The 25270-nt window shown below is 59.9% G+C and carries 21 protein-coding genes and 1 tRNA gene; 8 read left to right on the top strand and 14 right to left on the bottom strand.

Annotated features, from left to right (window positions below; all coding sequences use genetic code 11):
* Positions 1 to 39: 39 nt before the first annotated feature.
* Positions 40 to 1407 carry an NAD(P)/FAD-dependent oxidoreductase gene (locus tag RBT76_10890; GenBank protein ID MDX9858288.1) on the bottom strand — a complete coding sequence of 456 codons (1368 nt, stop codon included), beginning with the start codon at positions 1405 to 1407 and terminating at the stop codon, positions 40 to 42.
* A 158-nt stretch (positions 1408 to 1565) separates the two neighbouring features.
* Here RBT76_10890 and RBT76_10885 point away from each other — a divergent pair, with 158 nt between their 5' ends.
* Positions 1566 to 1901, top strand: a complete 336-nt coding sequence (locus tag RBT76_10885; GenBank protein MDX9858287.1) for a VOC family protein — start codon at positions 1566 to 1568, stop codon at positions 1899 to 1901.
* A gap of 11 nt (positions 1902 to 1912) precedes the next feature.
* Positions 1913 to 2479, top strand: coding sequence for a hypothetical protein (locus RBT76_10880; GenBank protein MDX9858286.1), 567 nt, complete (start codon positions 1913 to 1915; stop codon positions 2477 to 2479).
* Positions 2480 to 2492: 13 nt separating this feature from the next.
* Here the strand turns inward: RBT76_10880 and RBT76_10875 are convergent, their stop codons facing one another.
* Positions 2493 to 3530, bottom strand: a complete 1038-nt coding sequence (locus RBT76_10875; GenBank protein MDX9858285.1) for an omptin family outer membrane protease — start codon at positions 3528 to 3530, stop codon at positions 2493 to 2495.
* Between the two features lie 964 nt (positions 3531 to 4494).
* Between RBT76_10875 and RBT76_10870 the strand changes: the two genes are divergently transcribed.
* From RBT76_10870 to RBT76_10860, 3 genes are read left to right on the top strand one after another with little or no spacing between them, the layout of a single operon-like run.
* A complete protein-coding gene (locus RBT76_10870; protein ID MDX9858284.1) occupies positions 4495 to 5406 on the top strand; it encodes a 4Fe-4S dicluster domain-containing protein in 912 nt (303 codons plus the stop codon).
* The gene (gene hybB, locus RBT76_10865; protein MDX9858283.1) at positions 5399 to 6667 is read left to right on the top strand and encodes a Ni/Fe-hydrogenase cytochrome b subunit; all 1269 of its coding nucleotides are present in this window, start codon (positions 5399 to 5401) and stop codon (positions 6665 to 6667) included. Before RBT76_10870 ends, hybB begins: the two co-directional genes overlap by 8 nt.
* Complete coding sequence (locus RBT76_10860) at positions 6667 to 7821, top strand: cytochrome c3 family protein (GenBank protein ID MDX9858282.1); 1155 nt, start codon at positions 6667 to 6669, stop codon at positions 7819 to 7821. The genes hybB and RBT76_10860 overlap by 1 nt, the downstream gene beginning before the upstream one ends.
* Positions 7822 to 7940: 119 nt before the next feature.
* Here RBT76_10860 and RBT76_10855 read toward each other — a convergent pair whose 3' ends face one another.
* Positions 7941 to 8324: a PilZ domain-containing protein gene (locus tag RBT76_10855; protein MDX9858281.1), complete on the bottom strand. Its 384-nt coding sequence runs from the start codon at positions 8322 to 8324 to the stop codon at positions 7941 to 7943.
* A 196-nt stretch (positions 8325 to 8520) separates the two neighbouring features.
* On the opposite strand from RBT76_10855, the gene RBT76_10850 reads away from it, so the two are divergent.
* Entirely contained in the window at positions 8521 to 9693 is a 1173-nt protein-coding gene (locus RBT76_10850; protein ID MDX9858280.1) for a class I SAM-dependent rRNA methyltransferase, read from the top strand.
* Between the two features lie 39 nt (positions 9694 to 9732).
* Here RBT76_10850 and RBT76_10845 read toward each other — a convergent pair whose 3' ends face one another.
* From RBT76_10845 to RBT76_10795, 11 genes are all read right to left on the bottom strand, one after another.
* A complete protein-coding gene (locus tag RBT76_10845; GenBank protein MDX9858279.1) occupies positions 9733 to 10905 on the bottom strand; it encodes an aminotransferase class I/II-fold pyridoxal phosphate-dependent enzyme in 1173 nt (390 codons plus the stop codon).
* A gap of 132 nt (positions 10906 to 11037) precedes the next feature.
* Entirely contained in the window at positions 11038 to 11568 is a 531-nt protein-coding gene (locus RBT76_10840) for a hypothetical protein (protein ID MDX9858278.1), read from the bottom strand.
* A 62-nt stretch (positions 11569 to 11630) separates the two neighbouring features.
* On the bottom strand, positions 11631 to 12854 hold the full coding sequence (locus tag RBT76_10835) for an aminotransferase class V-fold PLP-dependent enzyme (protein MDX9858277.1): 1224 nt from the start codon (positions 12852 to 12854) through the stop codon (positions 11631 to 11633).
* A 1162-nt stretch (positions 12855 to 14016) separates the two neighbouring features.
* Complete coding sequence (locus RBT76_10830; protein MDX9858276.1) at positions 14017 to 16695, bottom strand: T9SS type A sorting domain-containing protein; 2679 nt, start codon at positions 16693 to 16695, stop codon at positions 14017 to 14019.
* Positions 16696 to 17724: 1029 nt separating this feature from the next.
* Positions 17725 to 18741, bottom strand: a complete 1017-nt coding sequence (locus RBT76_10825) for a DUF1028 domain-containing protein (protein ID MDX9858275.1) — start codon at positions 18739 to 18741, stop codon at positions 17725 to 17727.
* A 74-nt stretch (positions 18742 to 18815) separates the two neighbouring features.
* On the bottom strand, positions 18816 to 18995 hold the full coding sequence (locus RBT76_10820; GenBank protein MDX9858274.1) for a hypothetical protein: 180 nt from the start codon (positions 18993 to 18995) through the stop codon (positions 18816 to 18818).
* A gap of 60 nt (positions 18996 to 19055) precedes the next feature.
* Positions 19056 to 20537: a YiiX/YebB-like N1pC/P60 family cysteine hydrolase gene (locus RBT76_10815; GenBank protein MDX9858273.1), complete on the bottom strand. Its 1482-nt coding sequence runs from the start codon at positions 20535 to 20537 to the stop codon at positions 19056 to 19058.
* Between the two features lie 85 nt (positions 20538 to 20622).
* Entirely contained in the window at positions 20623 to 21045 is a 423-nt protein-coding gene (locus RBT76_10810) for a hypothetical protein (protein ID MDX9858272.1), read from the bottom strand.
* A gap of 52 nt (positions 21046 to 21097) precedes the next feature.
* Positions 21098 to 21979 carry a GNAT family N-acetyltransferase gene (locus tag RBT76_10805; GenBank protein ID MDX9858271.1) on the bottom strand — a complete coding sequence of 294 codons (882 nt, stop codon included), beginning with the start codon at positions 21977 to 21979 and terminating at the stop codon, positions 21098 to 21100.
* Between the two features lie 124 nt (positions 21980 to 22103).
* Complete coding sequence (locus RBT76_10800; protein ID MDX9858270.1) at positions 22104 to 22379, bottom strand: hypothetical protein; 276 nt, start codon at positions 22377 to 22379, stop codon at positions 22104 to 22106.
* 235 nt (positions 22380 to 22614) lie between these two features.
* Positions 22615 to 23994 (bottom strand): PAS domain-containing sensor histidine kinase, encoded by a 1380-nt coding sequence (locus RBT76_10795; GenBank protein ID MDX9858269.1) that lies wholly within the window; start codon positions 23992 to 23994, stop codon positions 22615 to 22617.
* A 307-nt stretch (positions 23995 to 24301) separates the two neighbouring features.
* On the opposite strand from RBT76_10795, the gene RBT76_10790 reads away from it, so the two are divergent.
* Both RBT76_10790 and RBT76_10785 read left to right on the top strand, forming a co-directional pair.
* A tRNA-Ser gene (locus RBT76_10790) sits at positions 24302 to 24388 on the top strand.
* A gap of 548 nt (positions 24389 to 24936) precedes the next feature.
* On the top strand, positions 24937 to 25270 hold a 334-nt coding region (locus RBT76_10785; protein MDX9858268.1), incomplete at its 3' end, for a hypothetical protein.

The following is a 25270-nucleotide window of genomic DNA, read 5'->3' as shown; positions in this document are numbered from 1 at the left end:
CCGGAAATTGCAGAGTAGAAATGTAGAGATTCGGGCAGCCTACTCCACCAGCCGACCGGTCTTGCCGGTAATCAGCCGGGCACCCCGATTTCGGGTGAAGTAGTTCCACGCCCATTGAGTGAGCACCAGCAGACGATTATCGAACTCCACCAGGTACATGAGGTGGACGAATAGCCAGGTCACCCAGGCAATCCAGCCCGATATCTTCACCGGGCCGAACTGCGCAATTGCCGCCGAGCGGCCTATCGTCGCAAGGGCCCCCTTGTCAAAATAACGAAACGGCTTCATCGCCCGATTCTGAATCGCGGCGTCGATTCGCCTCGCCGCATACCGACCCATCGACATCGCCACCGGCGCCACACCCGGCAACGGCTTGCCGGTCTGGTGGCTGAAACTGGCAAGATCACCGATGACATATATGCCCGGCCACCCCGGAATCATCAGGTTCTCGTCAACCACTATGCGACCGGCCCGATCGACAGTCGCGCCGGTCCGTTCCGCCAACACCATTCCCAGCGAGTCCGCTTTAACCCCCGCGCTCCACAAGACAGTCTTCGCGTTGATAGTTGCCGTCTCGTCACCATGTGCAATCGTGACACCGTGGTCGTCCACCCCCGTGACAAACGAGTGCAGCCGGACTTCCACCCCGAGCCGTTCCAGCGATCGCCGGGCCTTCTCAGAGAGCGATTGGTCGTACGTCGCCAGCACGCGATCCAGCCCTTCTACGAGAATGATCCGTGCCAGCGCCGGGTCTATAGATCTGAAGTCCTGCCTCAGCGTGTAGTGTGCGATCTCACCGAGCGCTCCCGCCAACTCCACACCGGTCGGACCGCCGCCGACCACCACAAACGTGAGCCACGCCGCCTTTTTCTCCGGGTCCGGCTCGCGCTCGGCCGCCTCAAACGCCAGATAGATCCGCTTGCGTATCTCCAGCGCGTCCTCGACCGTCTTGAGACCGGGCGCATACTGCTCCCAGTGTGAGTTGCCGAAATAGTCGTGGTGAGCGCCGGTCGCGACGATCAGGGAGTCGTAGCATACCTCGCCGTCCGCAAGAACCACCCGCCGCCCCGAAACATCGATATCGACAACCTCCGCCATCAACACCCGGGCGTTCTTCTGCCTCCTCAGTATCGACCTCAACGGCGACGATATATCTCCCGGCGACAACCCCCCGGTCGCCACCTGGTACAAAAGCGGTTGGAAAAGATGGAAATTGCGCCGGTCTATCAGCGTTAGATCGACTTTGCTCCGCCGAAGCGACTTGGCCGCATACAGGCCGCCGAAACCGCCGCCGACTATTACCACCCGGTGACGGCCACCTTCCGAACGTGACCCCCGGTCGCCATCTCCGGTGGAAATGACCTCAGGCTCTTCTCCTGCGAGCGTCGCCGTCCTCTGACTCTTCATGGACTTAACCTCTCTCTGATTTTGTAACACTACATCAGCAATCTTGTTTCTTCCGGCGGCCGGAATTGACACCCGCAGTAACCGGACGTATACTGCGTGCATCTACTGACAGCAACGCGCCGTCTCCCGTCACCGTCCGGGCAGAGTGAGGTTTCAGGATGCCGTACAAGTTCAGTCGATGTATCGCGTTCCACACGCCCAACCGGGACCGGGCGGCTGCCTTCTACACGACCGTGCTGCAACTGCCGCAGGTAGAATCCGGTAACGACCAGCTCGAACTGAAAGCCGGCGACAATCGCCTGTTTCTCGATCACGGCGACAGCCCCCAGCCCGTGTTCGAATTCATAGTACCGGACCTCGATACCGCAAGAAATGAACTCGAACGGCACGGATGCACGGTCGTTCGCTGGGAAGGCAAAGGCGGCGCCAACTACATCCGCGACCCCTTCGGCCTGATCTTCAACCTCTGGGAAGATCCCGCGGAATTCGCTTAAGAGGAGTGTCTATGGCTCATTGTCTCGTCGTAGGCGGAACCGGCATGCTTCGCACGGTGGCAATCGTGCTGGCCGAGGCGGGACACCGCGTATCGGTCGTCGCGCGCAACAAGGAACGATTGGTCGGATTGATCCGCGACACGCAGCGAAGCCCCGGCGTCATTAACCCGATCGCCGTTGACTACTCGGACCGTGCCGCGTTTGAGGCAAAACTGCGCGAAGCAACCGCTGTCCTCGGACCCATCGCTATGGCCGTCGTGTGGATCCGAAGCGACGCGGCCGATTCCCTTGCAGTCGTCGCACGCCTGCTCGGCGAGCAGTCCGACCCCTGCCAGGTGTATCGCATCCTCGGCTCCCAGGCCGCCGACCCCTCCGTCACGACTGATGCACATTCACCGTTCGACAATATCGCCGGCGTATCGTATCGGACGGTTATTCTGGGATTCAAGCGGGAACACGAACGGTCACGCTGGCTCACCGATGATGAGATATCCGCGGGCGTGCTCGACGCAATCGCCAACGATCGGCTTGCGGCCGTCGTCGGAACGGTTGAACCGTGGGACCAGCGACCGCGATAGCTGCGTCTCTCCCTCAGAAGCGAAAACCGAATCGAAGCCCGACTCGATACTGCGTGCTGATGAAATCGTGCGGCAATCCGCTGTACACCGTCCCGCGCGGGACAATCACCTCTCCCTGAACGACTTCGTCGTCATACCACACCTGCTTCTGATCCCCTTCGACCGTCAGCGTCACGACCTCCGCCTCCACACCGATAAACGGGCGCGATCCCGGAGCCCGCTCGCGCAACAGCCAGTCCGCCCGCAGCGAGCCCACAAACCCGCTGCCCCGACCGTCGGCGGTCGCCTCCTTATTCCGCAATAAATGATCGTCGAAATCGTCGGCCATCGTCAGCGCGTATAGCGCGCGAGCGTCCACAGACACCGCGCGCGACGGTCGCAGCACCAGATGAAGTCCCGCCATCGGCATCACATACGTCACCCGGTATTCCAGCGCCGGCACGTTGTTGACCTCAAACTCGACTCGAGTCGGGGTCGGCTGGTAATACGGCACCTGCCAGCCGGCGAAATTGTCGATATCCTGTCTGATACGTTGATATCGAAACCCCGCCGCCACTCCAATCGAGTGCCGCGTCCGCCCCACCAGCCGTTTGGTGAACTGAAAATTCACGATCAGGTTGGATCCCTCGGAGCTCGACTCCGTGTGGCTGAAAGTGCCGCCATACCCGTCGACAACCCTCACCCAGTCGATATCCGTCATCGTACCCCCCGGATTGTTCGCGCTTATCAGACCGGACAGCATCAACGACCAGTCTTCCACGTCGCCGAGAAACGATTGGAGCCGGACCGCGCCACCCGCCATGAACTGGTCAACCGGAAACTCCAGCTCGCTGCGCAAATACGCAATCTCACCGCTGGCAGCGCCCGGGACACCGATCGCAAAGTCGTAGGTCGTGTGCCCCACATTGTAACCAAATGACGGTCCGACGGAGAACTTGATCTGCCGATTCGACGGCACTGGCTCCGCCACGACCCCGGACTGGGCCGTCGACACCTCAGTGACTGCCAGCACGGCGGTAACACAAACGAAAACGGCTCGGATGAATGACAACGGTGTACCCCTTCCTCGCGCTTCTCAGTTCCGGTGAGTATACCACCCCCTGCCCGAACGGGCAAGCCCGGTCCCCCCTTATACAAAAGAAGAGCCCGACGTCGACCGAAGTCGACCGGGCTCATGCTGCTGGATCGCGTGTGCCGCGCATCCTCTGCCCCCCTCGATCACTCCGGATTCCCGGTGCGCCCCCCAGGGAAGTCCGGAGGCCGCGCAGCGTGGGTTTCTGCCCCCCGCACGTGAACTTGTCGAACCGCCGGAGCCTCACTCCGGCGAACGCTACATGTGACAGCGCGTCCGCCCTTCCTGTAAGACAAATCCCGTGCCGTCCTCGAACTCGCACACGCAAGTAGATAACCGTCCATACCATGATGACTTACCCTCCCGCCGGCATTGCCGCGATTCGCCCGCCGTGTAAAATTGACCTCGTATGACCGGAAAAACCCGTGTCCAAATGACCTCACCCCATCCCCTCAATGCGGAACCAATGCAACAAAAAGGGACCGGGAGATAAATGACATCACCCCGATCCCCGGATCAGGAAGTACGATAATGTACCCGCCGTGTCACTGAGTGACGTGCACGGGACGATACACGGTCATTGCTAACACAGCGGCATTTGACCGGAATAAGCAATACGCTAGATTCAGGCTAGCAGACCGCCCCCTCGCGGCTGGCGGGCACTCGTCAATGTAATCGCATGTGTATCAGTTGATTGCATGAAGCGAAACAGAGAACCACCGTTCGGCCCCACGAGCTAATCTGGATAGTAACTGTATTGTTTTTCAACAGAATCGAAACGAAGGCAAACTTTTTTATTGTTTCGTACGAAAATAGAGTAGAAAGGATATGAAATACCTTGACTGTCCATGAAATATTCATTTATTATATAGTGGATTTTGTGAATTGTTTCACAATAATGACGCGTGACAGCACCTGGGATGTCACCGGGAGGTTAGCTTAGGTGGCTATCAATAGACGAGACTTCTTCAAGCTGGCGGCCGCCGGTACTACGACCCTTGCCGTCGGCTCGGCTGCGGCTGATGACATCCCGCCCACCGACTGCAGCGAATACTACGGCGTCCTCGTGGATACCGTCGTCTGTATCGGCTGCCGCAAATGTGAGCTGGCCTGCGACCAGGAACACACCAAATCGGGACGGCGGCCCGAATCCTTCGACGACAAATCGGTGTTCGACCGACACCGCCGTCCTGACAAGGACGCCTTCACCGTCTTGAACCGCTTCGAGGACCCCGACAACCCCTCGAAAAAGTACACCATGAAAGTGCAGTGCATGCACTGTAACGAACCCGCCTGCGTCTCGGCCTGTATCGTCGGCGCCCTGCGTAAGACCTCCACCGGGCCCGTCGTCTATGATGCCTGGAAGTGCATTGGATGCCGCTACTGTATGGTCGCCTGTCCTTTTCAAATCCCGGCCTACGAATACGACAACGCGCTCGACCCGCGCGTTCGCAAATGCACCTTCTGTTTCGAGCGTATTACCGAAGATCACGAATTGCCCGCGTGCGTCGCAATCTGTCCGAATGAAGCTCTGACTTTCGGCACGCGCCAGCAACTGCTCGATATCGCCCACTATCGCATCAAATCCAACCCCGGCGTGTATGTCGACCACGTGTACGGCGAAACCGAAGCCGGTGGCACCAGCTGGCTCTACCTCGCGCCGGTCGACTTCAAACACACCGAACTGCCCGTCCTCAAAGCCGATGTCATTCCGTCGCTGACCGAGACGATCCAGCACGGCATCTTCAAATCGTTCCTGCCGCCGATCGCTCTGTACGGCTTGCTCGGGCTCGTGATGCACGCCACCCGCGAAAGAGACGCCGCGCCGTCGGATGCCGAGGTGCCTCATGAATAACCACGAACGCCCCCATCCGATCCATACGCGCTTTTTCACGCGCGGAACGATCGTCCTGACCGTGCTGGCCGCCCTCGGCGCTCTGGCTTACGTCTACCGTCTTATCGCCGGACTCCAGGCCACCACCAACCTCAATGACCAGTATCCGTGGGGCATCTGGATCGCCATCGATGTCGCTACCGGTGTCGCCCTTGCCGCCGGCGGATTTACCACCGCCGCGCTCGCCGACATCTTCCACAAGGAACGCTATCACGTGATCGTCCGCCCCGCCCTGCTCACCGCGATGCTCGGATACACCTTTGTCGTCATCGGCCTGCTTGCCGATCTCGGCCGCTACTACAACGTCTGGCATCCGATGCTCCCCAGCATGTGGCAGGGTGACTCCGTACTCTTTGAGGTCGGCATCTGTGTGATGATCTACCTGACCGTGCTGTACATCGAATTTCTTCCCATCGTGGCGGAACGCTTCAAGGGACAGGTCAATCTCCCCGGCCCCCTGCGCCATCTCAACGGTTTGATCGAGTCGTTTCTCTCGGTTGCCGACCGCACCCTGGGCCGATTCATCTCGGTATTCATTATCGCCGGAGTCGTGCTCTCGTGCCTGCACCAGTCGTCGCTCGGCACGCTGATGCTGATCGCTCCGACCAAGATTCACCCGCTCTGGTACACCAGCATCTCCCCCTTGCTGTTTCTGCTGTCGGCCATCGCCGTCGGCTTCCCCATGGTGATATTCGAGTCGCTGCTCGCCTCGAAATCGTTCAAGCTGAAACCCGAAACACCCGTCCTGTCCTCGCTGGCGCGGTATGTGCCCGTCCTGCTCGGCGTCTACCTTGCCATCAAGCTCGTGGATCTGACTAACCGCGATGCGTGGCCGTATCTGTGGGAAGGGTCGGTCCAGTCAGTCATGTGGATGATCGAGATCGGCGGCGGTATCGTCCTGCCCATCATCCTCCTGCTGCAGGAGAAAGTGCGCCGTAGCGTTACGGGGCTCCTGACCGCCGCCACGCTCGTCATCGTACTCGGCGTCGCGCTCAATCGAATAAACGTCTTCCTCGTCGCCTATACCCCGCTTTACCCGACCGGCCCCTACTTCCCGTCGGTCTTTGAAATAATGGTAACCGTCGGTCTCATCAGCGCGCTGGTGCTCGTCTATCGCTTCCTGGTCATGCACCTGCCCATTATCGCTGGTGAAAAAGTCCCGACCTACACGTTGCCCATCGAGGTCCGCCGGACCCCGAGTAATCTGGAACAGGTGCAGTGATGAAACGGTACGCGCTGACAACAGGATTGCTCCTCTGCATAGGACTCGCCCTCGCGGGCACGGCGTCGGTGGCGCAGATGCCGCAGCGCCAGAAAGCGGCGCCGCAAACCGGCATACTGGAGTGCCTCGACTGCCATGACTGCGAGGTCCCCACACTCCGCGAACCCTGCCTGAAACCGTGCCCCAGCACCGCGATGGTCCACTCAACCGCCAAACACGGGCTGGACGAAGCCCCCGACACCATTATGCTCTCGGAAATCGCGGACCAGTTTCGGCCGGTTCGGTTCAACCACAAGCTGCACGCCGAAATGGCCGAAATGGGTCAGGACTGCGCCACCTGTCACCACTATAGCCCTCCGGGACACATCCCGCCCTGTAAGGACTGCCACGGCGGCGAGACCAACCCCGCCAATCTCAAACAGCCCACTCTGAAAGGCGCCTACCACCGCCAGTGTCTCTCCTGCCACCGCGAGTGGAGCCACGACACCAAGTGCGTGCTCTGCCATACGCCCGCCGACGGCAAAACGGCGGCGGCCTTCGGCTACGACTCGACCGACATCATCGGCGTCACCCACCCGGTCATCACCGAACCGAAATCCAAAGTCTATCTCACCCCTTATAAAACGGCGCCGGTCGTGACCTTCCACCACAGCGAACATATCGAACTGTTCGACCTGCGCTGTGTCGACTGCCACAAGCAGGAAAACTGCAGCTACTGCCACGACCTGCAACGCCCCGCCCGGCTCGCGAAATCGGACGAGGAAGTCCATGCCATGTGCAACGACTGCCACGCGCAGGACGCCTGCATCAAATGTCATGACACCAAAGAACGCCCCGGCTTCACGCATGCCAAAACCGGCTGGGAGCTGAATCGCTTCCACAAAAATCTCGAATGCCGGGCCTGCCACCCGACCGGCAAACGCATCGCCCGCGTCAACTCCGATTGCATTGCCTGCCACGGCGGCTGGAATCAGGAAAACTTCAATCACGCTGTCACCGGCCTGCACCTCGATGAACTCCATGGGACCATGGACTGCAAGGACTGCCACGTAGATCTGCAGTATGCCGGCACCCCGGACTGCAGCGGATGTCACGATGACGGTCGGACCGCCGGTGATGTCCCCCCGGGAGAACGCGTGTCTCCGCGGCGATAGAACGAATTCGGTCCCGGTAAGGGGCCTCCAGGATTCTCTGGGTGGGAAAAACAAACCGCCCGATGCACGCACACGGCATCGGGCGGTTTTCCATTCGCCGCAGTATCCCCGAACGACTGCTACGGTTGTACCAGTGCGTCGACAATCTCCCCGTACGGCGGCGCTATCGAAAGTATCTCCAGTCCAACATAATACTCGCCCGACGAGTCGTTCCGCTCGCACCACAGGCTCCGCGCCGCCACCTGAATCTCCCCACAGTCCTTCACCTCTTCCGGCAGCTGTATCAGCAGGCTGAGGGGACGCCCTTTCCCGATCTCATGTGGCGACTTGATCTTCATCCCGTCAAAAGTCATATCTACGAGATGCCCTATCGATGATCCGGTCTTGCGGTCGATGACGTCGAAATACGGCCGCGTGTACTCGCGACCCGGTTTGAAAAAGTAGCTCGCCTGCCAGCGCGGCATGTGGCGACGATCCTTCGCTTCGGTTCGATTAATCGACATTGCCCTTGCCTGAATGCATAAAGTCGAGTCCCTCTCGGGGCGAAGAACGGTCGAATTGCTGTCGCGCGCCACGCTACCGTGGACCCACAGGACTATATTCATTTAATCGGCTGACTGTACCCCCGCCTTGAGCCCGCCCGCCCCCACCGTCATCTTGCCGTTTGCGCTGAAGCTCCTCCGCGAGTATAGTGTAGGTATGGCCCGTCTATACTTAAAACCGGGAGTCGAACGACGCCTCAAAAACGTCTACCTCTGGGTGTTCAATAACCAGGTCGCCGCAGTCGAAGACTTGACTGAAAATGGCGATATTGTTGAGGTTTTCTCCAGTAAGAACCGCCCCGTCGGCGTAGGCTACTATAACCGACATTCGCTGATCTCCGTCCGGATGCTGTCCTTCGGCCCGCAAGAAATCCCGCCCGACTTCTTCCGCGACCGCATCACCCGCGCGCTTGAGCGAAGGACAACACTTCTACCGGGCTGCTCCGCCTGCCGCCTCGTCTACTCCGAAGCCGATCTGCTGCCCGGCCTCATTGTCGATCGCTACGACCGATTCCTCTCCGTCCAGGCGCTTACCATGGGAATGGATCGATTGACCGAACGTATTCTGCCGGATCTGATCGAGACGCTCAAACCGTCCGGGATCGTCCTCCGCAACGACTCCCCTTTCCGCGCCCGCGAAGGACTGGACCAGTACGTTCGAGTCGCGTACGGCGAAGTGCCCGAAATCGTGGAGATTGTTGAAAACGACGCGCGCTTTGGCGTTGACCTTCGTCGCGGTCAGAAAACGGGCTTTTTCTTCGACCAGCGGACCAACCGACACATCTGCCGCAGCCTGTCCCGCGGCCGACGCGTTCTTGACTGCTTCAGTTATAGCGGCGGGTTCTCCATTAACGCTGCGCTCGGCGGCGCCGTATCGGTGCTCGCGGTCGATGAGTCCGCCGATGCCCTCGCGCTCGTGACCGACAACGCCGCCCGTAACGGCCTGGAATCGATTGTCGACACCCGCAAAGCCGACTGCTTCGATTTACTGCGAAGCCTCTTCACGGCCGGCGAACGCTTCGACCTGATCGTCCTTGATCCGCCGGCTTTTGTGAAGTCTAAAGAAAAGCTCGCCGAAGCTGTTCGCGGCTACAAAGAAATCAACCTGTCCGCAATGAAACTGCTCAACCCGGGCGGCATCCTCATCACCTGCAGTTGCTCGTACCAGCTCTCACCGGTCGATTTTCTCAACACCATCACGGCTGCGGCCCGCGATGCCCGGCGGCTTTGCCACGTCCGGTCTCTCTCCGGACAGGCCGAGGATCACCCCGTCCTGCTTACCATGCCCGAGACCCAGTACCTCAAGTGCGCCGTTCTGGAATTCCTGTAGGCGTCCCGTCGATCCCGTGACAGCGCGTCGACCGCCCGCTCACCCGACAGCGACCGGCGCGGTCAGCCGCTCGATAGCCTCTCGGATCATCGCCGTCGAGCAGGCGTACGAAAACCGGATCGACTTCTGCGAATCGTAGAAAACGTCCCCCGGAACCGATCCCATCGCGTACCGTTCGATCAGGTGATTGACCAGATCCCAGGCCGACCCCCGCCACTCGTCGGTGATCCGCGCGTAGAGATAAAACGCGCCTGCCGGCGGCGTATCGCAGGACATCAGGGGCGATGCGTTGACGCCCTGATACAGAAGATCGCGTCGCTTCCGGTACTCCTCGCGCATAACGGCCACCGCCTCCTGCGGCCCGTCGAGCGCCGCTACCCCGGCGTACTGCGTTGCCGTAGACACCCCGTTGATCGTGTACAGGATCATTTTCTTGATCTGATCCACAAAGGCGTCATTCGGACACACCAGGTACCCCAGCCGCCACCCGGTCATCGCATAACTTTTCGAAAATGTATAACAGGACACGATCTTGGCCCGCACCGCCTCCGGATAATCGGCGGCCAACGCGGCGATACTGACATGCTCCTGATCGTAAATGATATCTTCATACGCCTCGTCGGATATCACCCACAGGTTGTGCCGGGCGGCGAGCTCGAGCAAATCGCGCAGGTCCTCGCGCCGCATCACGCCGCCGGTCGGGTTGTGGGGCGTATTGATCAGCACCGCCCGGGTGCGACTCGTTATCAGCGACTCCAGCTGCCCCGCGTCCCACCGATATTCCCGCTCGGGCAATAAGTCGCAAAACACGGTCGTGGCTCCGGCCAGCCGTACCATCCACGCCGTCGCCGTCCAGTTCGGACGGGGCATGATGACCTCGTCCCCCGCATTCAGAATCGTCTGAAACGTGCAGTACAACCCGTGCATGCCGCCGTTGACGATCAGCACGTGGTTCGGGTTCTGCACGTACGAAATCCCGTTCCTGCCGGCGACTTTCCGAAGCACCGCTTCCTTGAGCGGCTTGATACCGGTTGATGGTGCGTAGTGCGTCTCGTGGTCGGCCAGGGCGCGCGCCATGGCCTCCGTGATGTGCGCGGGCGTGTCGAAGTCCGGCTCGCCGGATTCCAGCCGAAGCGGATTGGCAAGCTGCAACAGGCGATCGCGAACCGACACGATCCCCGAAAAAACGACATCGTTGAGGCGGGTGTTCACGACGAGTGACCTCTCGGCTGAGCGGTGAAGAAGATGGCGTCCGGCCGGCGCGCGAAGATCTCCCGCCGGCCGCACAGGATCAGCCTAAAGTGGATACAGCAGGTCTACTTGTCAAGGGCAAAGCGAAGTGGGCTACCGAAGCTTCTCCACCGCGAGGCCGACGGCGGCTCCGATCCCGCCCCCCACCGCGCCGGACACGAATCCCCAGCCGATCCCCGACAACACGTCACCCCCGGCCAGCGTCTCGACGCCCGCCACGATCAGATACACCACGAACCCCGCCAGCGCACCGATCTTTCCCAACCGTACCACCCAATCAGGCCCGGCGGAAACCGCTTCCGTCTGGGGACTCCCCGGCGTGTCGGCTGCCGGCGATTGCGAACTCTCCCGCCGCGTCTCGGCGCCGACCGGAATCGTCATAAGCATCGCCAGAAACGCGATCCAGCCGCCGAAACTGAGAAGCGAAACAACCATGGCGGTGGTCACATGATCCGCTGACGTCGACGTGTAGCCAAACATCGTCACCACTCCGGCCAGCAACCAGCAACCGACCGCGATCACCCCGAACAGCAGTGATTTCGATCCGCGGAGTCTCTTGATCATGACGATGATCGCCGCTATCTGCAGTAACGGCAGCACCAACATCCCGGCATAACTGCCCATACTCTCGCCCCGTCAAATAAATGTGAAAAACCGGCGATTGCGGCCGATGGACCCGGTCCCCGTTATTTGTTTTGCCTCGTGCCGACCGACTGTCTGCGCGCCGCCGGCCGACCCATCGTCTTCGCCCGCTCGGCAATCTCCGCCAATGCCGATATCGCCGCGTCGATATGCTCCTGGGTATTAAACGCGCCTATTGAGAAACGCACCCCGCCGTGTATCTCCGTTGTGCCGATCTGCTCGTGGACCAGCGGCGCGCAGTGAAGCCCCGTCCGGGTCGCGATGTCGAAGTCGACATCGAGCATGATTCCCACATCCCCCGCCTCGAGTCCGTCGACATTAACCGTCGTCGTCGATATGTGATTCTCCAGCGAGTCACAGCAATACGACTTCACCCCGTCGATCCGCTTCAGGCCGTCGACCAGTCGCTTCGCCAGCAACATCTCCCGCTCGTGTATCGCTTCCACCCCGCCCTGACTGTCAATCCACTCCTGCCCCGCCCACAATGACGCGATTCCCATCGTATTGGGCGTACCGTACTCCAGACGATAGGGATACTCATCGAGATGATACGGATAGGCCGACCGCACGCCCGTCCCGCCGCTGCGTGTGTGGCGGATCTCTATATCGGTGCGGATGCACAGCCCGCCGATTCCGGTCGACCCCATCATGCTCTTGTGCCCCGTAAACGCCAGCGCGTCGACATGACACGCCGCCATATCGATCGCGTAGCGCCCGGCGGTCTGCGATGCGTCAATCGCAAATATCACTCCCGCCTCACGGCAGACTCGCCCGATCTCCTTCACCGGTTGCACGGTCCCGATCACGTTCGACCCATGATTGACTATGACCAGCCTGGTATTGGGCTTGATCGCGTTTTTGATATCATCCGGATCGATAAACCCGGCGCCGTCGAACGGCACAAACGTCGCCTGCACCTGTCTGTCGCGAACCAGATGGTTTATCGGTCGGATAACGGAATTGTGTTCGAGATTTGTCGTCACCACATGGTCGCCGGTATCCAGCAGACCCTGGATCAGCAGATTCAGCGCATCGGTGGCGTTGTAGGTGAAAACCATCCGCTCCGGATGAGCCGTATCACCGCCAAACAGGGCGGTCAGACGCTTGCGCGTGTCCTCGAGAATATTGCCTGCCTCAATCGCCTTGTCGAAACCGGACCGGCCGGGGTTAACCCCGCACCGTCGGCAAAAATCGACCATAAACGTGTACACGGATTCCGGTTTGGGCCAGCTCGTGGCAGCATTATCAAGATAGATCAACCTGTCCATACACCACTCCAGCACGGCGCGAGCGCCGGTTGCGCCGCGGACGGTTCTCACCGCCCCGGACCTGCGATTATTACCTGCCCAAATAACACATAAATTGACCGTTTTGTCAATGATATAGCATCCGCCCGCCCGAGGTAAGAATCACGGACCGATCGAAAACGGCCTGCCCGCCTGTGGTGGGCCCGCCCGCCAGTGGCGGGGGTATCCATTGATTAGCCGGAGTCGCCCACCCGTCCCGGGTGGGATTGACTTGAGGTATAAACAGCCCCCGTAGCGGCTGGGTGGCCTACCCTGAGCCTGCCCGCCCGTGGCGGGGGTATCCATTGATTAGATGAGTAGGTCAGCTCCGTTTGCAGATCATCCGACTCAACAAACCAAACCACCCTCTCCCGCAAACGGTGCTGACATTTACCGCGTTGAGATTAGACCCGGCACCCTCCTGTAATCTACTTTGTCCGCCGGCGTGAGTTTACCCCGGGTGGCCCACCTTCCAGGTGGGTTCCCGTCGTGACTCGCCCCACCACCACCTCCGCGGGTTGTTCGTTCCTCCAGAATATAGCCGGAGTCGCCCACCCGCCGCGGCGGGCTGGCGTCCCGGGCATGTTGAAAAAGCTATATAAGTGCGGTCAGGCGACCCCGCCTGACCGCACACGCTACACCGAGTAGCCCACCCGTCCCGGGTGGGATTGACTTGAGGTATAAACAGCCCCCGTAGGGCGGGTCCGTCTTCGAACCCGCTATCTTCCATCGGTGCATGGCGCCCGTCCTCGTGCGCCGCGCTACCCGCACACTTTCCCTACCATCTCGATGGAAAAAATGCCCGGCCCCCCCTTAGTAAACACTCTTCTCCAGCGAGGCGCAAAAATGACGGTACTTCTGTATCGCGACAGATTGTCGAAATCCTGCTCAAACATGAGTTACTCCCATGCCGCATATCATGGTAAGGGGAAGGGGAAGAAATGGGGACCCCCTAAAAATGACAAAACAAACCCATTTCGCTGTAATGCCATACAACCGAATATAGTACGACGAAAAAGTCTGTTTCACGACGCCCCTGCGTACGGTCGTCCGGTCACAAATGCAAACAGCCCCGGAGACATCGCTCCGGGGCTGCCCACTCCTTCGTACGCACCCTTTCCGGTGCGGAATGCAGTTTGATCGCTTACTTGACGAACACCATCTTCTTGGTCTGACGGAAATCCGACGTCTCCAGACGGTAGTAATAGGTTCCGCTCGCGACTATCCTGCCCGCCTGGTCGGTGCCGTCCCACACAACCGCGTGCGACCCCGACCCCTGGACCTGGTCTACAAGAGTGGTGACCCGCTGGCCCAGCGTATTGAAAACCTGTACCCGCGTGTGCGTGGCCTGCGGCAGGTAGTAGGTGATCGTCGTCGTCGGATTAAACGGGTTCGGGTAGTTCTCGAACAACTGGTAGCTGTCGGCGAGCCCACCCAGCTCCGTCGCGGCCGCTGGATGGTATCGACCCGTTGCCTTGACAATGTACTCGCGTGCCAGTCCCGACGGCGCACTTCCGACATCAAACGTGACCTCGTATACGTCCCCCTTCATCAGGGTCACCGTCGACTCGCCCGCGTGAGCGGGATCGGCTCCCGCCTTCCCAGCTGCCGTCAACCGGACTTCAGTCGGGCTCCAGGCGGAAATCGCCGGCGTCTCTACCGACGGTACGAGCGCCACGACCGCATCGGTTGCGTAGGATTCGGACCACGCGATCCGCACGGTGACCGTCCGCGTATCGGACAGGTCGGTCGTGCTGATCCAAACCGCCTGGTCAACCGCGTGCGAACGGGTCGGATTGGATGCAACCGTCCGCCACGCATCGCCTGCACTGAGAACTTCAACCGTGCTCGACGCACCGGAATAGCCGGTCTCGCCCGTGCCGGGACCGGACTTGTCCAGCGGATCGCCCGGGTCGCGCAGGCACGGGCGTTTCGGTGCCGACGAAGCCAGCACGCCTATCTCTGCCCGACCGTCGACCGGGAATTCGACAATCAAATAGCCCGGACCATCGGCCGCGAACAACGTGCCGTCGCTGCCGCCGACTTCAGCAAGTCGGTCGACCCCGTTGTGGTCCACCGCGCTGAGCGGCTCCACCATACGGTCATACGTGCGAATCCGACCGTCCGTGTCGCACATCACCTGCGTCGAAACCGAGTGGTCGACCGTGATCAGTTCAATCTCGTCCAGAAGCGTCACCTCGTCCTCGAGTTCCCGCAACTGGAACCGGACCGTGCCCGACGCGTCCGGCACGGCATGGGAGGTCTGGTAGTAATCGGTGACCACATCGCGGTAACCCGATTCTTCGCACGCCGTCAGCAGCGGGTTCTCCATCGTGTACCCCGAGCCGTCGAAACTGAACAGGACCGGACACGACGGTGGCGCCACGAACTGAAAGAGATCACCCACCAAAGTCGGCAGGATCGCCTGACCGTACAGATCTGCAAAGAGATTGTAGTCGTAACCTTCGGTCACGAAGGTCACTGGACCTTCCCTCGGCGTGATTGGAGGATTGGCGTTGAAATACACTTTGAGCACCACACCCGAACCGGATGCAATAACGGGAAGCGCCTGACCGAACGTCGGATACATGTACACAAGCAGGACACCCGGCTCGACACTCTTCACAATGATGTTGCCGTTATCCTGCAGGTAGTCGGCGGCCCTGCCCACAAGCGCGTACTCCACCGACTGGCCGTCGCCGATGATCGGATCAAAATCGGGCGTCACACAGGCCGGATCAAACTCCATCCTGAGCTGCAGACCCGCGATCGGTACGCTGTTGGCCACGTAGATATCGAACGGTATGTGCTGCTGTCCCTGGTATCCCGTGGCTCCGAAAAACGCCAGCGTATCGTAGATCGACTCCTGTGCCGATGCGCCCTCCAGCGATGCCACTGCGCCGCTCTTGTCGTCACAGGTGCAGTAAGGCTCGACATCGCCCACGATGATTCGAATCAGGTATACCAAATCGCCGACCGTCAGGCTGATCCCGTCGCAATTGACTTCAGTGGCTGCAACCTGGATCGACGGGTTGACAGTAAAGACGCCGAGCCCGTAGAGGAAGTAGTTGGTGAACAAAACGGCATCGCCGATCTCGTACGACACCCCGTCCAGGTTTACGTCGCCGCGGTACGGAACATCCTGCTCCGTGATTTCGACGGCGCCGTCGTAGTAATTGATATACGGAATGATGCCCTCACCCGGACAATCCTCGTCCGGCCCGCTGCAGTTGTATCCGGCCGGAAAAGGTTGCCCGGTGTAGTCATACACGTTCTGGGCAATGAAAAGGTCATCGCCCGACTGGCTCGAAAACGCCACCAGTCCGCAGTTCTCCCCCGGCAGCCAGTAGAAGTTGACCGGCTGTACCGTGTTGGCGTACTGCGGACTGCCGCCCACGAAGAATCGAAGCCGCACCAGCTCAGTCTCATCGGTAGGTGCAAAACAGGTCGGGTGCACCGCCCCGTTGTTGATGTCTGCCAGACCGATCAGGTGAACCACTTTAACCGACGGGCAGTTCGCACAACAACCGGGATAAGTCGAGCCGATCGAATAGGTGAAATACTCCCAGCCGCACTCAGCGTAGAACTCTCCGGCCGTGATGGACACCATCGACAAAGCCATTGGGTTGTAACTGAAGTGAAGGTCGAAGCCTCCGATCGGCTCCGGATTCGGGACGGCAGGCTCGATCGTTATGCCCACGGTGACGTTAGTCGACGGGCACACCGGATCGGACTGGCCGATACGGACATTGTACTGCGCGCTCGCGGGGATCACCGCCAGCAGTACCAGCGCGGACGCGAGGATCCATCTCTTACCGCTCATAGACTCTCCCCAATCGTGTGGGTGATTGTGTGGATTGCATCGGCCCGGCGACCGGGATGCCATGCCAATGCGATGACGATGTCAGGCGATTAGATGAGAAGAACTACCTATGAAGATATCGCACGGGAGACGCCGGGCAAGAGAAAAAATTACCCGGACCGGCCGCGCCATTCGATGGATCGGCTGGCTGAATGAGACGTCAGGAAAGCAATGGCAATTGCCGCAAGTATGTGCACCGTAACGGAGATACCCACGGCTATGCAATGCGCCGCGCGACACCCGGTCAGCGGGCGCTCATCGATGCAGGATCAACGCAGGCTATCGATGAACGTATGTCGGAGATACATTGCACACGAATCCGAGACGCGCAAACTGATGCAATCGCTAACGGGGATTTGCCGTTGCGCTCAACTCAAGTCCCCGTAGGGCGGGTCCGTCTTCGAACCCGCCAGAGATCGGCCGACCCCCGCCGCGGCGGGCTGGCGTCCCGGGCATGTTGAAAAAGCTATATAAGTGCGGTCAGGCGACCCCGCCTGACCGCACACGCTACACCGAGTAGCCCACCCGTCCCGGGTGGGATTGACTTGAGATATAAACAGTTCCCGTAGGGCGGGTCCGTCTTCGAACCCGCTATCTTCCATCGGTGCGTGGCGTGCGTCCACGTGCACCGCGCGACCGCACACTTTCCCTACCACCTCGATGGAAAAAATGCCCGGCCCCCCTTAGTAAACACTCCTCTCGCACGAGGTACAAAAACAATGGTACTTCTGTATCGCGACAGTTCGTCAAATATCCGCTCAAACATGGGTTACTCCCATGCCGCATATCATGGTAAGGGGAAGGGGAAGAAATGGGGACCCCCTAAAAATAACAAAACAAACCCATTTCGCTGTAATGTACATGGAACCAAACTTGTACGACGAAAAAGGTGCGACTATCGTGACCAAGCCGTGGGCCAGTGTGGTTCACACGCATAGCTTGTACCCTGCCGCGAGGGACATTTGGAGGTGTGGCCCTGAAGAATTCCCATCACTGGTCACCCGTCAGTTGGCCAACCAGACTCAGAAAGGTGTCATCCGCATGCAACCCGCTCAGGTCGTCATCCTTCATCGCCGCATCAACCAGCTTTGGGTTGAGCGTGAACGCGCGACCGATTGCCTCAAGCGCACCCGTTCGATCGTCGTTGGCCAGCCGAATAACCGCGAGATCATACAAGACCTCACCGTAGTCGGGAGCCAGCGCCGCGGCCCGTTCCATGAATGGAAGCGCCTCCGCGAATCGCTCCCGCGTGAACAGTGTCCAGGCGTCGTTCCATGCGTAGTTGACCTGCGCCAGTTGCAGCAAACGACCAAGCTCCACGAATGGTTCGGCGTGGTCATCCACCCTGATATCTATTGCACGATCCGTGTACCCGCCGTAACCCGCCCCCTCGCGCACCACCAGCATTGCCGCCGATTGCTTGCCGCGCGAGTCGCCACCGGCCTTTTCACCCGCCACCAGCGTTGCGTACAGCCGATCCGCGAGAGTACCGTCAGTAGACAAAAACGCCCGCTCCATAGCGTCAACGACCTGCTCGCCGGCAAGAATGTTCCCCTGAATGGCGTAGTTGGGACCGCTGCGCGACCCGGCCCACGCCAGGCACCCCAAACCGGTATGAGAAGCCGAACGGCCGGTTGCATCGACAATCCCGAGTTGCCGGCGATCAGGCTTATCATCGCCGGCAATCAACGCATCGACAACCTCCTGCGCCGACTTCCCCTCGCCCAACAGCTCGAGGCCGTTCGGCCCAAATGTCGTGTTGGCGTATGCCTGCGTTGCCACGGCGCCGACACCCGCTCGTGCCCACGGCACCACCGACCCGACCGCAAAGAAGCGCGACGCGACCGCCACACCGCACTCGCCCGTGACCGAATCTCGGGCAACGATCGAGAACGTACAGACGTCATGGCGCTCTGTGTGGGCGTCCGCCAATACGCCGGCAACAAAGGTTGCAAGCGCGATCCCAACAAGTATCGCAGACCGCGACAAGCTGCTAATCGATTTCATTACCGTCGACCTCCGCATGCCGTGAATGTGACAGCGGTAAAATATCCCCGAATGAGGACAGGAGCAAGCAATGATCAGCCCATCCAGAAGCCCTTGCGGTGTGACACCCCGAGAACTTTCGAGCAGTGAGGGCAGAAGTAGATGTAGCGACGCCCGAATGTCGACTGCAGTTCCTGAAAGAAAAGGCCGGTCAGGCCGGCCTGACAATGCGGACACAGAGGCGTGATATCGTCGCGATTGACCGCGTGCAGCATGAGGCAACTCCTTTGATGGACGCTATATACCTCTGGAGGATATACGCCGCCCGAAGGCGCTTATTCATTGGCGGCCCAATAAGCATCTCTGGCCATGCGGACCAGCTCCCAGTACGGCGGCGCATAGCCACGATCCTGCCGGAATTGACCGGCCATCATACTAAGGTGATCTCGCGTTGCATGGTGGCGTTTGGAGAACCACTCGTTTTGCAGCGCGGAGGTCGCACTCATGCCTTCCGGTATCGGACCCACGGCGCCAAACCGGTTGAGCAGCCAGCTGTAAGCTTTGGCCAGCCGAGCCAGCGGCAATTTGGATGACTCGTACGCAAGCACCGCTCCGGAATCCGCAGCCTCAAGCATGACGTCCACGACCGCGTTGTCGAGTCGGTCCTGATACAGCGTCTCATAGTCGCGCCATTCGGCGACCACTCGTATCTGGGGATCGTACTCGAGGTCCGATGGTTCCTGGGTCGTGAAGTTTTCCACTCCGAACGCCGCCAGCCACGTGCGGGCGCCGATCTGAGAAATGTGAGACAGCGCCGACCAGAGCGAGATCCCGCAGCTGCGGTATGCGTCGTACGCCACCTCGGAACAGAACAATTTCGATGGTTCCGTGACGTTCATCGCGAAGTCATACGGTATTCGTTCGCTGGTCGCGCGATACAGCGCGAACGTGGCCGCGCGGTGCGGCAGCATCGGGTCGGACTGCATCTGCGACAAGTCGGCGCGTAACCGCAGGACCATCACTCGCAGCTTCTTGTCGCGAAGATACTCATCGACAGTCGCAACCGCGACTCCCTTCTCGATGTGCGACTCGATGATCGACACGTGCCCGGTTACGTCATCGACGTGCACCAGAGCGATGTGCGAGAAGTTGCCCGGATAGTCGTTACCGCGGGCTATCAGCGCTGACGTCGGCGCGCCCCCGCGCGAGACGAGAATGTCACCGCTGTGTATGGTGACGCCCTGTATGGTCGCCGACGGTGTCACGGACGGTTCTTCGGTCTCGATGACGACGTCGCGTACGGCGAATTCGGGCGCCTGAATCATGATCTCTTCGATCGCCGTCCGCCCGCCGTACAGCAGACGATACAGCCGGGCACGGGTGGAGCTTGACGATATGTCCCAGTGCCTGGACTGGACTTTGAGAGCGCGACGGATTCGGCCGAATGTGCTTACGTACTCGGAGAAGCGCGACGGACACGCCGCCAGCAGCGGCGCCGATTCAAACAGGACGGTCTGCAGCGTGTCCAGAGCGGGATGCCCGGAATCCATCGAGTCGGTCTCAAGCCTTGTTGCCAGCAATGACAGCGTAGAGAGCTCGCCGGCGACAGTCGCGTCGAGCACACCACAACCCATTGCCCGCGCCTGCACGAAGCCCGTCTCGAGCGAGCTCCAATATGAGTCGCGGTCCCAGACAAAGGGTGACGCCTCTCCCCCCGCCGCGGGCCGCAGCGACGGAGACGGTATCATGAGCAGGAGATAGATCGCCGCGATCGAGATGATTGCGGCCGCCCAGCGCCTGGTTCGAGAGATGCGCATGCGCAAAGATGCCGGTCTCACGTACGCTGATCAAGCGTGAACTTGACCAAAGTAATATCGACTGGTACGCGCGGCGACGGCAGCGTCAGTTCGGGGAACCGGCCACGACCGAGCCGTCGACGACGTCGACTATCCAGGCGGTCCACCGATTATAACCGGCTGAGACCTTCACCTGGTAGGTGTGTCCGGCGGCAGCGGTGAACGGCAGCTCGATCGGCTCCTCCGACCGGCCCTTCCAGGACTTGTAGTTGACGGTCAGCGTGTGACTGCCGGGCGCAACTTCGATGAACCGCTCCGTGAATGCCGCGTAGCGATTCACGGTTGAGTCGATTCCCATCACATACAGCGACTTGTTGCTGATGTCGATGATCGCCACCTGATCGGCGGGCCTTCGCTCGCCCTCGTATGCGATCAATGTCTTACTGCCGCCGCACGCCTGGACGACCACGGAAATCGTTACCGCCGCTAGCACCAGTCCGATTGGAATTATGCGGGGCTTGGTATCCACACCGGAAGATGCCTTCGCCGTCGGATGTTCGCAAGAGCAAAACAGCGGACGGCTATGTTTCGGCCGTTGCCGGGAACTTGAAGTGACGTCCGGCAACAGGGAACTCACCGCGCACGAAGAGGTGCGAGTCAGGGACTGCTTGCACGCGATCGTAACGGAATGTGACAAGGTCCGGCGAGAAGTAGTAATGAACTTCGCCTATCCGGCCGGGTGGCAGTATGCGTGGAAGCAACACTTCGGGGTCGAACGGTGACCCGAAGATGAGGTCCCAGATACGCACGATGCCGTCGCGCTCCGAGACTATCGCAATGAGGTCAGGATCTTCGAGATGGTACACGTGGTTCGGATGCAAGTTAATCAGATGCCAGGTGGTGACGCAATCGTAAGACACGGCACCGAAAAGCTTCGTGAGCACCGAGCGACTCGCAATCCGATTCACGAGAAACTGCCAGTCCGACGGCACCTGGATATCGAGGCGCCGAGCCCTGAAGTCGGAGCGGGGAATTGCCGTATCTCGCACGAACACCACCTCCCGGTGGGGGCTGAAACCAAAGTGCGGATAGAAATCGACGACACCGTCGTTGGCAAACAGGAACATGAGGTCGACGGTGTCGGCATAGCGATCGATGGCGTAGTCCATCAGCAGTCGTGAGAGTCCGCGTTTCCGCCACTCGGGCAGGGTGCCAACGGCTCCGAGTTGCAAGGCTGTGCGCCGCTCACCGTCGACGAGCAGGTTCATGTGAGCGAGCGAGACGTTGGAGACGATCTCATTGTCGACGACGATCGAGATCGGGTTGTACCCATCGGGCCAGCAGCCACGGTCGTACCATTCACGGAAGTTGACGTTGGAGAACACCCGCGGGAGAAACCGGAAGTAGGCCTCGCGCAACCGATCATCATCGCGGAAGCGTTCCATTATGGCATATTCAGACATGCACTCCCTTCGCTCACTGGCGTCGCAGTGCCCGCAGAAGAGACTGGCGCCAGGTTCCGTTACCACTGTTGGTGCGAAGAACGTGTCCGGGCGATATCGAAGTCAAGCACGGAACGCCACATGTTTATCCGTTCCGGTTGCTACCGAAGAACAGCGAGAAGAGGAACCAGACGGCGCCGACCACGACGCCAGCCTGACCCAGGCCGACGCCGGCGAATGCCAGCAGACCGAGCCCGATCGGGTTGCCGTCGGACGGCCCGAAGACGATGTACAGCAGCAGCGGAAAAACAGCTACCAGCGCCAGACCGATGCTGCCAACGATCAGCTTGAGACTGGCGTGCACGTCGCTTCTGAAGAAGCGTACGACGAAATTGATCGGTTTTTGGTGGAGACCCGACATAGAACACATCTCCTCTCACAAGAGGTCGCGGGAGGTTGGCCGGGCAATCCGGCCTTCTTCTCTCCTGTATCGGTCGATAGAGCCCTGAACTTGGACAAAAAATCCGGGGGTCTTGGGCCTTGAACCGGACGGCCTGACTCAATACTAAGTCGATGACTCATGGAGGCTTCGGAGTCCGGGGCGGATCCCGGCCGTCCAGACGCCGCACCTGGCCGATGCCAACGGCTTGTCGGCATCACCGTGGGACCGCATCGGCGGCCTCGAGCAGCCGGCTGGAGGCTGAAGTGCGCGTACGCGGAAGTATGATGGTGAAGGTGGTGCCGGAGCCGGGGGCGCTGGAGCAGGTGATTTTTCCGTGATGCGATTCGACGATTTTCCGTGCTATGGCCAGACCGAGGCCGGTCCCCCCTGATTTGCCGTGGGTCACGAAGGCTTCAAAGAGCCGGTCCCGGATATGGGAGGGAATTCCGGGCCCGTCGTCCTGAATTTCGATACTGAGGGACTCGGGCGCGGCCCAGGCACGGACGCGGATTTGTCCCTGGTCTTTGAGCGCATCGCGGGCGTTCCCGATCAGGTTCATGAGGGCGCGCCCCATGCGTTCGCCATCAAGATCAAGCACCGGCGAAGTATCGGTCTCCTGTCGCCAGGTGAAGGACAGACCGATTCCGAGCTGGCTGAAGGTCGGCCGATAGGTTTCGACCAGGCGCTCGAGCATATCGCGGACGTTGATGGGTGTGAAGACGAAAGAAATCTCACCCCGGGCGTAGTCGAGCAATTCGCGGCTCATGGAGAGCATGGTTTGCACCTGATGTTCGATCGTATCGAGGTAGCGATCGGTATCCGCTTTGTCACGCTCGAGCCTCAGCAGTTCGACGTGGCCGAGGATCACCTGCATGGGGTTTTTGAGATCGTGAATGATGGTCGAGGCCGCCTGGCCGATGTGCTCGAGTCGTTCGGCGTTACGGAGCTGCTCCTGCAGGTGCTTCTGTTCCGATATGTCCGAAACGTAGCCCTCGAGGGCCACAAGCGTGCCATCGGCGGAAAACACGCCGCAGCCCTGTTCCCAGATCCACCGGACGGAGGCGTCCTCGTGCCGAATTCGGTACTCAAGTTGATACGGGGCAGCATGGGCGACGGAAGACTCTATGGCCTCGTTCACCATGTCCCTGTCCCCGGGGAGGATGAGGTGTCGATGGAGCGTCAGCCCGCCGACCAGTTGATCGCTGGTATAGCCGGTAACGGCAAGACAGCTATTGCTGACGAAATGGATGACGCGGTCACAATCGGCGCTGCATCGGTAGGCGAACCCCGGGAGGTTGGCGTGCAGGGTCGCCATGACGCGTTGTGTTTCGGAAAGCACGACGCGGCTCTCCTGGAGGCTGGTGGCGGTCTGCCGGATTCGTTCCAGGTATCGGCGAGAGATGAGATACACCATCAGCGCCGACATGGTGATGAAGAACCAGCCTTTGTAGGTTTGCAGGGCGGTCAGATTCTGAATGTCGTCCGCCAGTCCGGCGATAAAACGGTCGGAGAAGATAATCCAGAGACCGCTGGCGACGAGGTAGGGCAGCGTTATTTTGAGCGCATACCGGTTGACGGACTTGTCTTTCTGCATAGCGACCGATGCCTTCAGTGAGCTTTGCCATTCAGCAGGGGCGCGGTCAGAGCGCGTGTTCTGGTCGAGCACTCGATTCCCCGTATTTGAGGTATCGGAGGCCTTGATGACCTGCTTTAGGCGGCCGTGGACCGACGAGCATGGCGCGGAGGGACTGTCCTCCGGTGCGCCCGCTACGCAATCGGCGAGAGGTCGCAGGTGCGCGGCAAGCGGTGTCGGCCGCCGAAATTTCCTTTACATCGCGGACGGTTTTGTTACATTGGGGCTCTGCCGGTTGGGGGTTTCGGCCGGCGGGCACAATCGGATCGGAGAGGTGGCTGAGTGGTCGAAAGCGGCGGTCTCGAAAACCGTTGTACGCGTGAGCGTACCCTGGGTTCGAATCCCAGCCTCTCCGCTTTGACCTGATCGTCACAGCCGCATTGCGGAGGCTTCCACTATGGGCACAAGCCGCAAAAATGAAAAAATCCGTGTACAAAATTGATTCTGAACGACTTACAGCGAAATGGGTTCGTTTTGTCATTTTTATGGGGACCCCATTTTTTTCTTTTCCCCCGATCATGTTATCCGGCAGGGAAATAACTGCTGTTTGAGCAGATTTTTGACAATCTGTCGCGATACAGAAGTACCGTCATTTTTGCGCCTCGCTTGAGAAGAGTGTTTACTAAGGGGGGCCGGGCATTTTCTCCATCGAGGTGGTAGGGAAAGTGTGAGGTCGCTGGAACAGAATCGTTTCACGGGAACCCACCTGGAAGGTGGGCCACCCGGCTTCGGCCAATGTTTTGGCTTGTCGCAGTCGTCCGAGCATGGGGGAATGATTCTGAAAGGCCATGATAAGCCGTCGGGTGTCGTTCGCCTTCGGCGGACTAGCACCCGACGGAACTTCTTTGCGGGATTACTCGGGTTGGGCGAGTCGATCCCACCCCGGAGGGGTGGGCTACTCGGTTGGGGGTGAGTCTTTCTTTTGGATTCGGCTCGCTGAGTGAAAACTCCGGTTTTGAATGGAGTAGTCCCTTTGGGAAGAAGAAGTCGCCACTTGACCGATTGGGCAGCGCTATGGGCTGGATGTCGGTGGCGGAGGACTTGGGCAACCTAGGGTTTCATGGCGAGACAGCGAAGGAAATGCAAGAGAGGCAACTGGAGGCCAAAGCACAGAGCCCCAATCCGAATGATCCGGCTACCTATCTGAGACCCGGAGAACCTGATTTGACTGCAGGCGTGAATTTGGAGAGAATAGTCGAAACTACCCAAAGGGATGTCACAGATCCTTACGTCGGCA

The organism is Candidatus Zixiibacteriota bacterium (assembly GCA_034003725.1).
GTDB lineage: Bacteria > Zixibacteria > MSB-5A5 > GN15 > FEB-12 > WJMS01.
The sequence above is the reverse complement of the archived record's forward strand: the minus strand, read 5'-3'. Positions and strand labels throughout refer to the sequence as shown.

What these genes read in the sequence shown, in the direction of transcription:
- RBT76_10890 (MDX9858288.1), bottom strand. Translation starts at nt 1,407, where the DNA reads ATGAAGAGTCAGAGGACGGCGACGCTCGCAGGAGAAGAGCCTGAGGTC.
- RBT76_10885 (MDX9858287.1), top strand. Translation starts at nt 1,566, where the DNA reads ATGCCGTACAAGTTCAGTCGATGTATCGCGTTCCACACGCCCAACCGG.
- RBT76_10880 (MDX9858286.1), top strand. Translation starts at nt 1,913, where the DNA reads ATGGCTCATTGTCTCGTCGTAGGCGGAACCGGCATGCTTCGCACGGTG.
- hybB (MDX9858283.1), top strand. Translation starts at nt 5,399, where the DNA reads ATGAATAACCACGAACGCCCCCATCCGATCCATACGCGCTTTTTCACG.
- RBT76_10860 (MDX9858282.1), top strand. Translation starts at nt 6,667, where the DNA reads ATGAAACGGTACGCGCTGACAACAGGATTGCTCCTCTGCATAGGACTC.
- RBT76_10855 (MDX9858281.1), bottom strand. Translation starts at nt 8,324, where the DNA reads ATGTCGATTAATCGAACCGAAGCGAAGGATCGTCGCCACATGCCGCGC.
- RBT76_10850 (MDX9858280.1), top strand. Translation starts at nt 8,521, where the DNA reads ATGGCCCGTCTATACTTAAAACCGGGAGTCGAACGACGCCTCAAAAAC.
- RBT76_10840 (MDX9858278.1), bottom strand. Translation starts at nt 11,568, where the DNA reads ATGGGCAGTTATGCCGGGATGTTGGTGCTGCCGTTACTGCAGATAGCG.
- RBT76_10835 (MDX9858277.1), bottom strand. Translation starts at nt 12,854, where the DNA reads ATGGACAGGTTGATCTATCTTGATAATGCTGCCACGAGCTGGCCCAAA.
- RBT76_10830 (MDX9858276.1), bottom strand. Translation starts at nt 16,695, where the DNA reads ATGAGCGGTAAGAGATGGATCCTCGCGTCCGCGCTGGTACTGCTGGCG.
- RBT76_10825 (MDX9858275.1), bottom strand. Translation starts at nt 18,741, where the DNA reads ATGAAATCGATTAGCAGCTTGTCGCGGTCTGCGATACTTGTTGGGATC.
- RBT76_10820 (MDX9858274.1), bottom strand. Translation starts at nt 18,995, where the DNA reads ATGCTGCACGCGGTCAATCGCGACGATATCACGCCTCTGTGTCCGCAT.
- RBT76_10815 (MDX9858273.1), bottom strand. Translation starts at nt 20,537, where the DNA reads ATGCGCATCTCTCGAACCAGGCGCTGGGCGGCCGCAATCATCTCGATC.
- RBT76_10805 (MDX9858271.1), bottom strand. Translation starts at nt 21,979, where the DNA reads ATGTCTGAATATGCCATAATGGAACGCTTCCGCGATGATGATCGGTTG.
- RBT76_10800 (MDX9858270.1), bottom strand. Translation starts at nt 22,379, where the DNA reads ATGTCGGGTCTCCACCAAAAACCGATCAATTTCGTCGTACGCTTCTTC.
- RBT76_10795 (MDX9858269.1), bottom strand. Translation starts at nt 23,994, where the DNA reads ATGCAGAAAGACAAGTCCGTCAACCGGTATGCGCTCAAAATAACGCTG.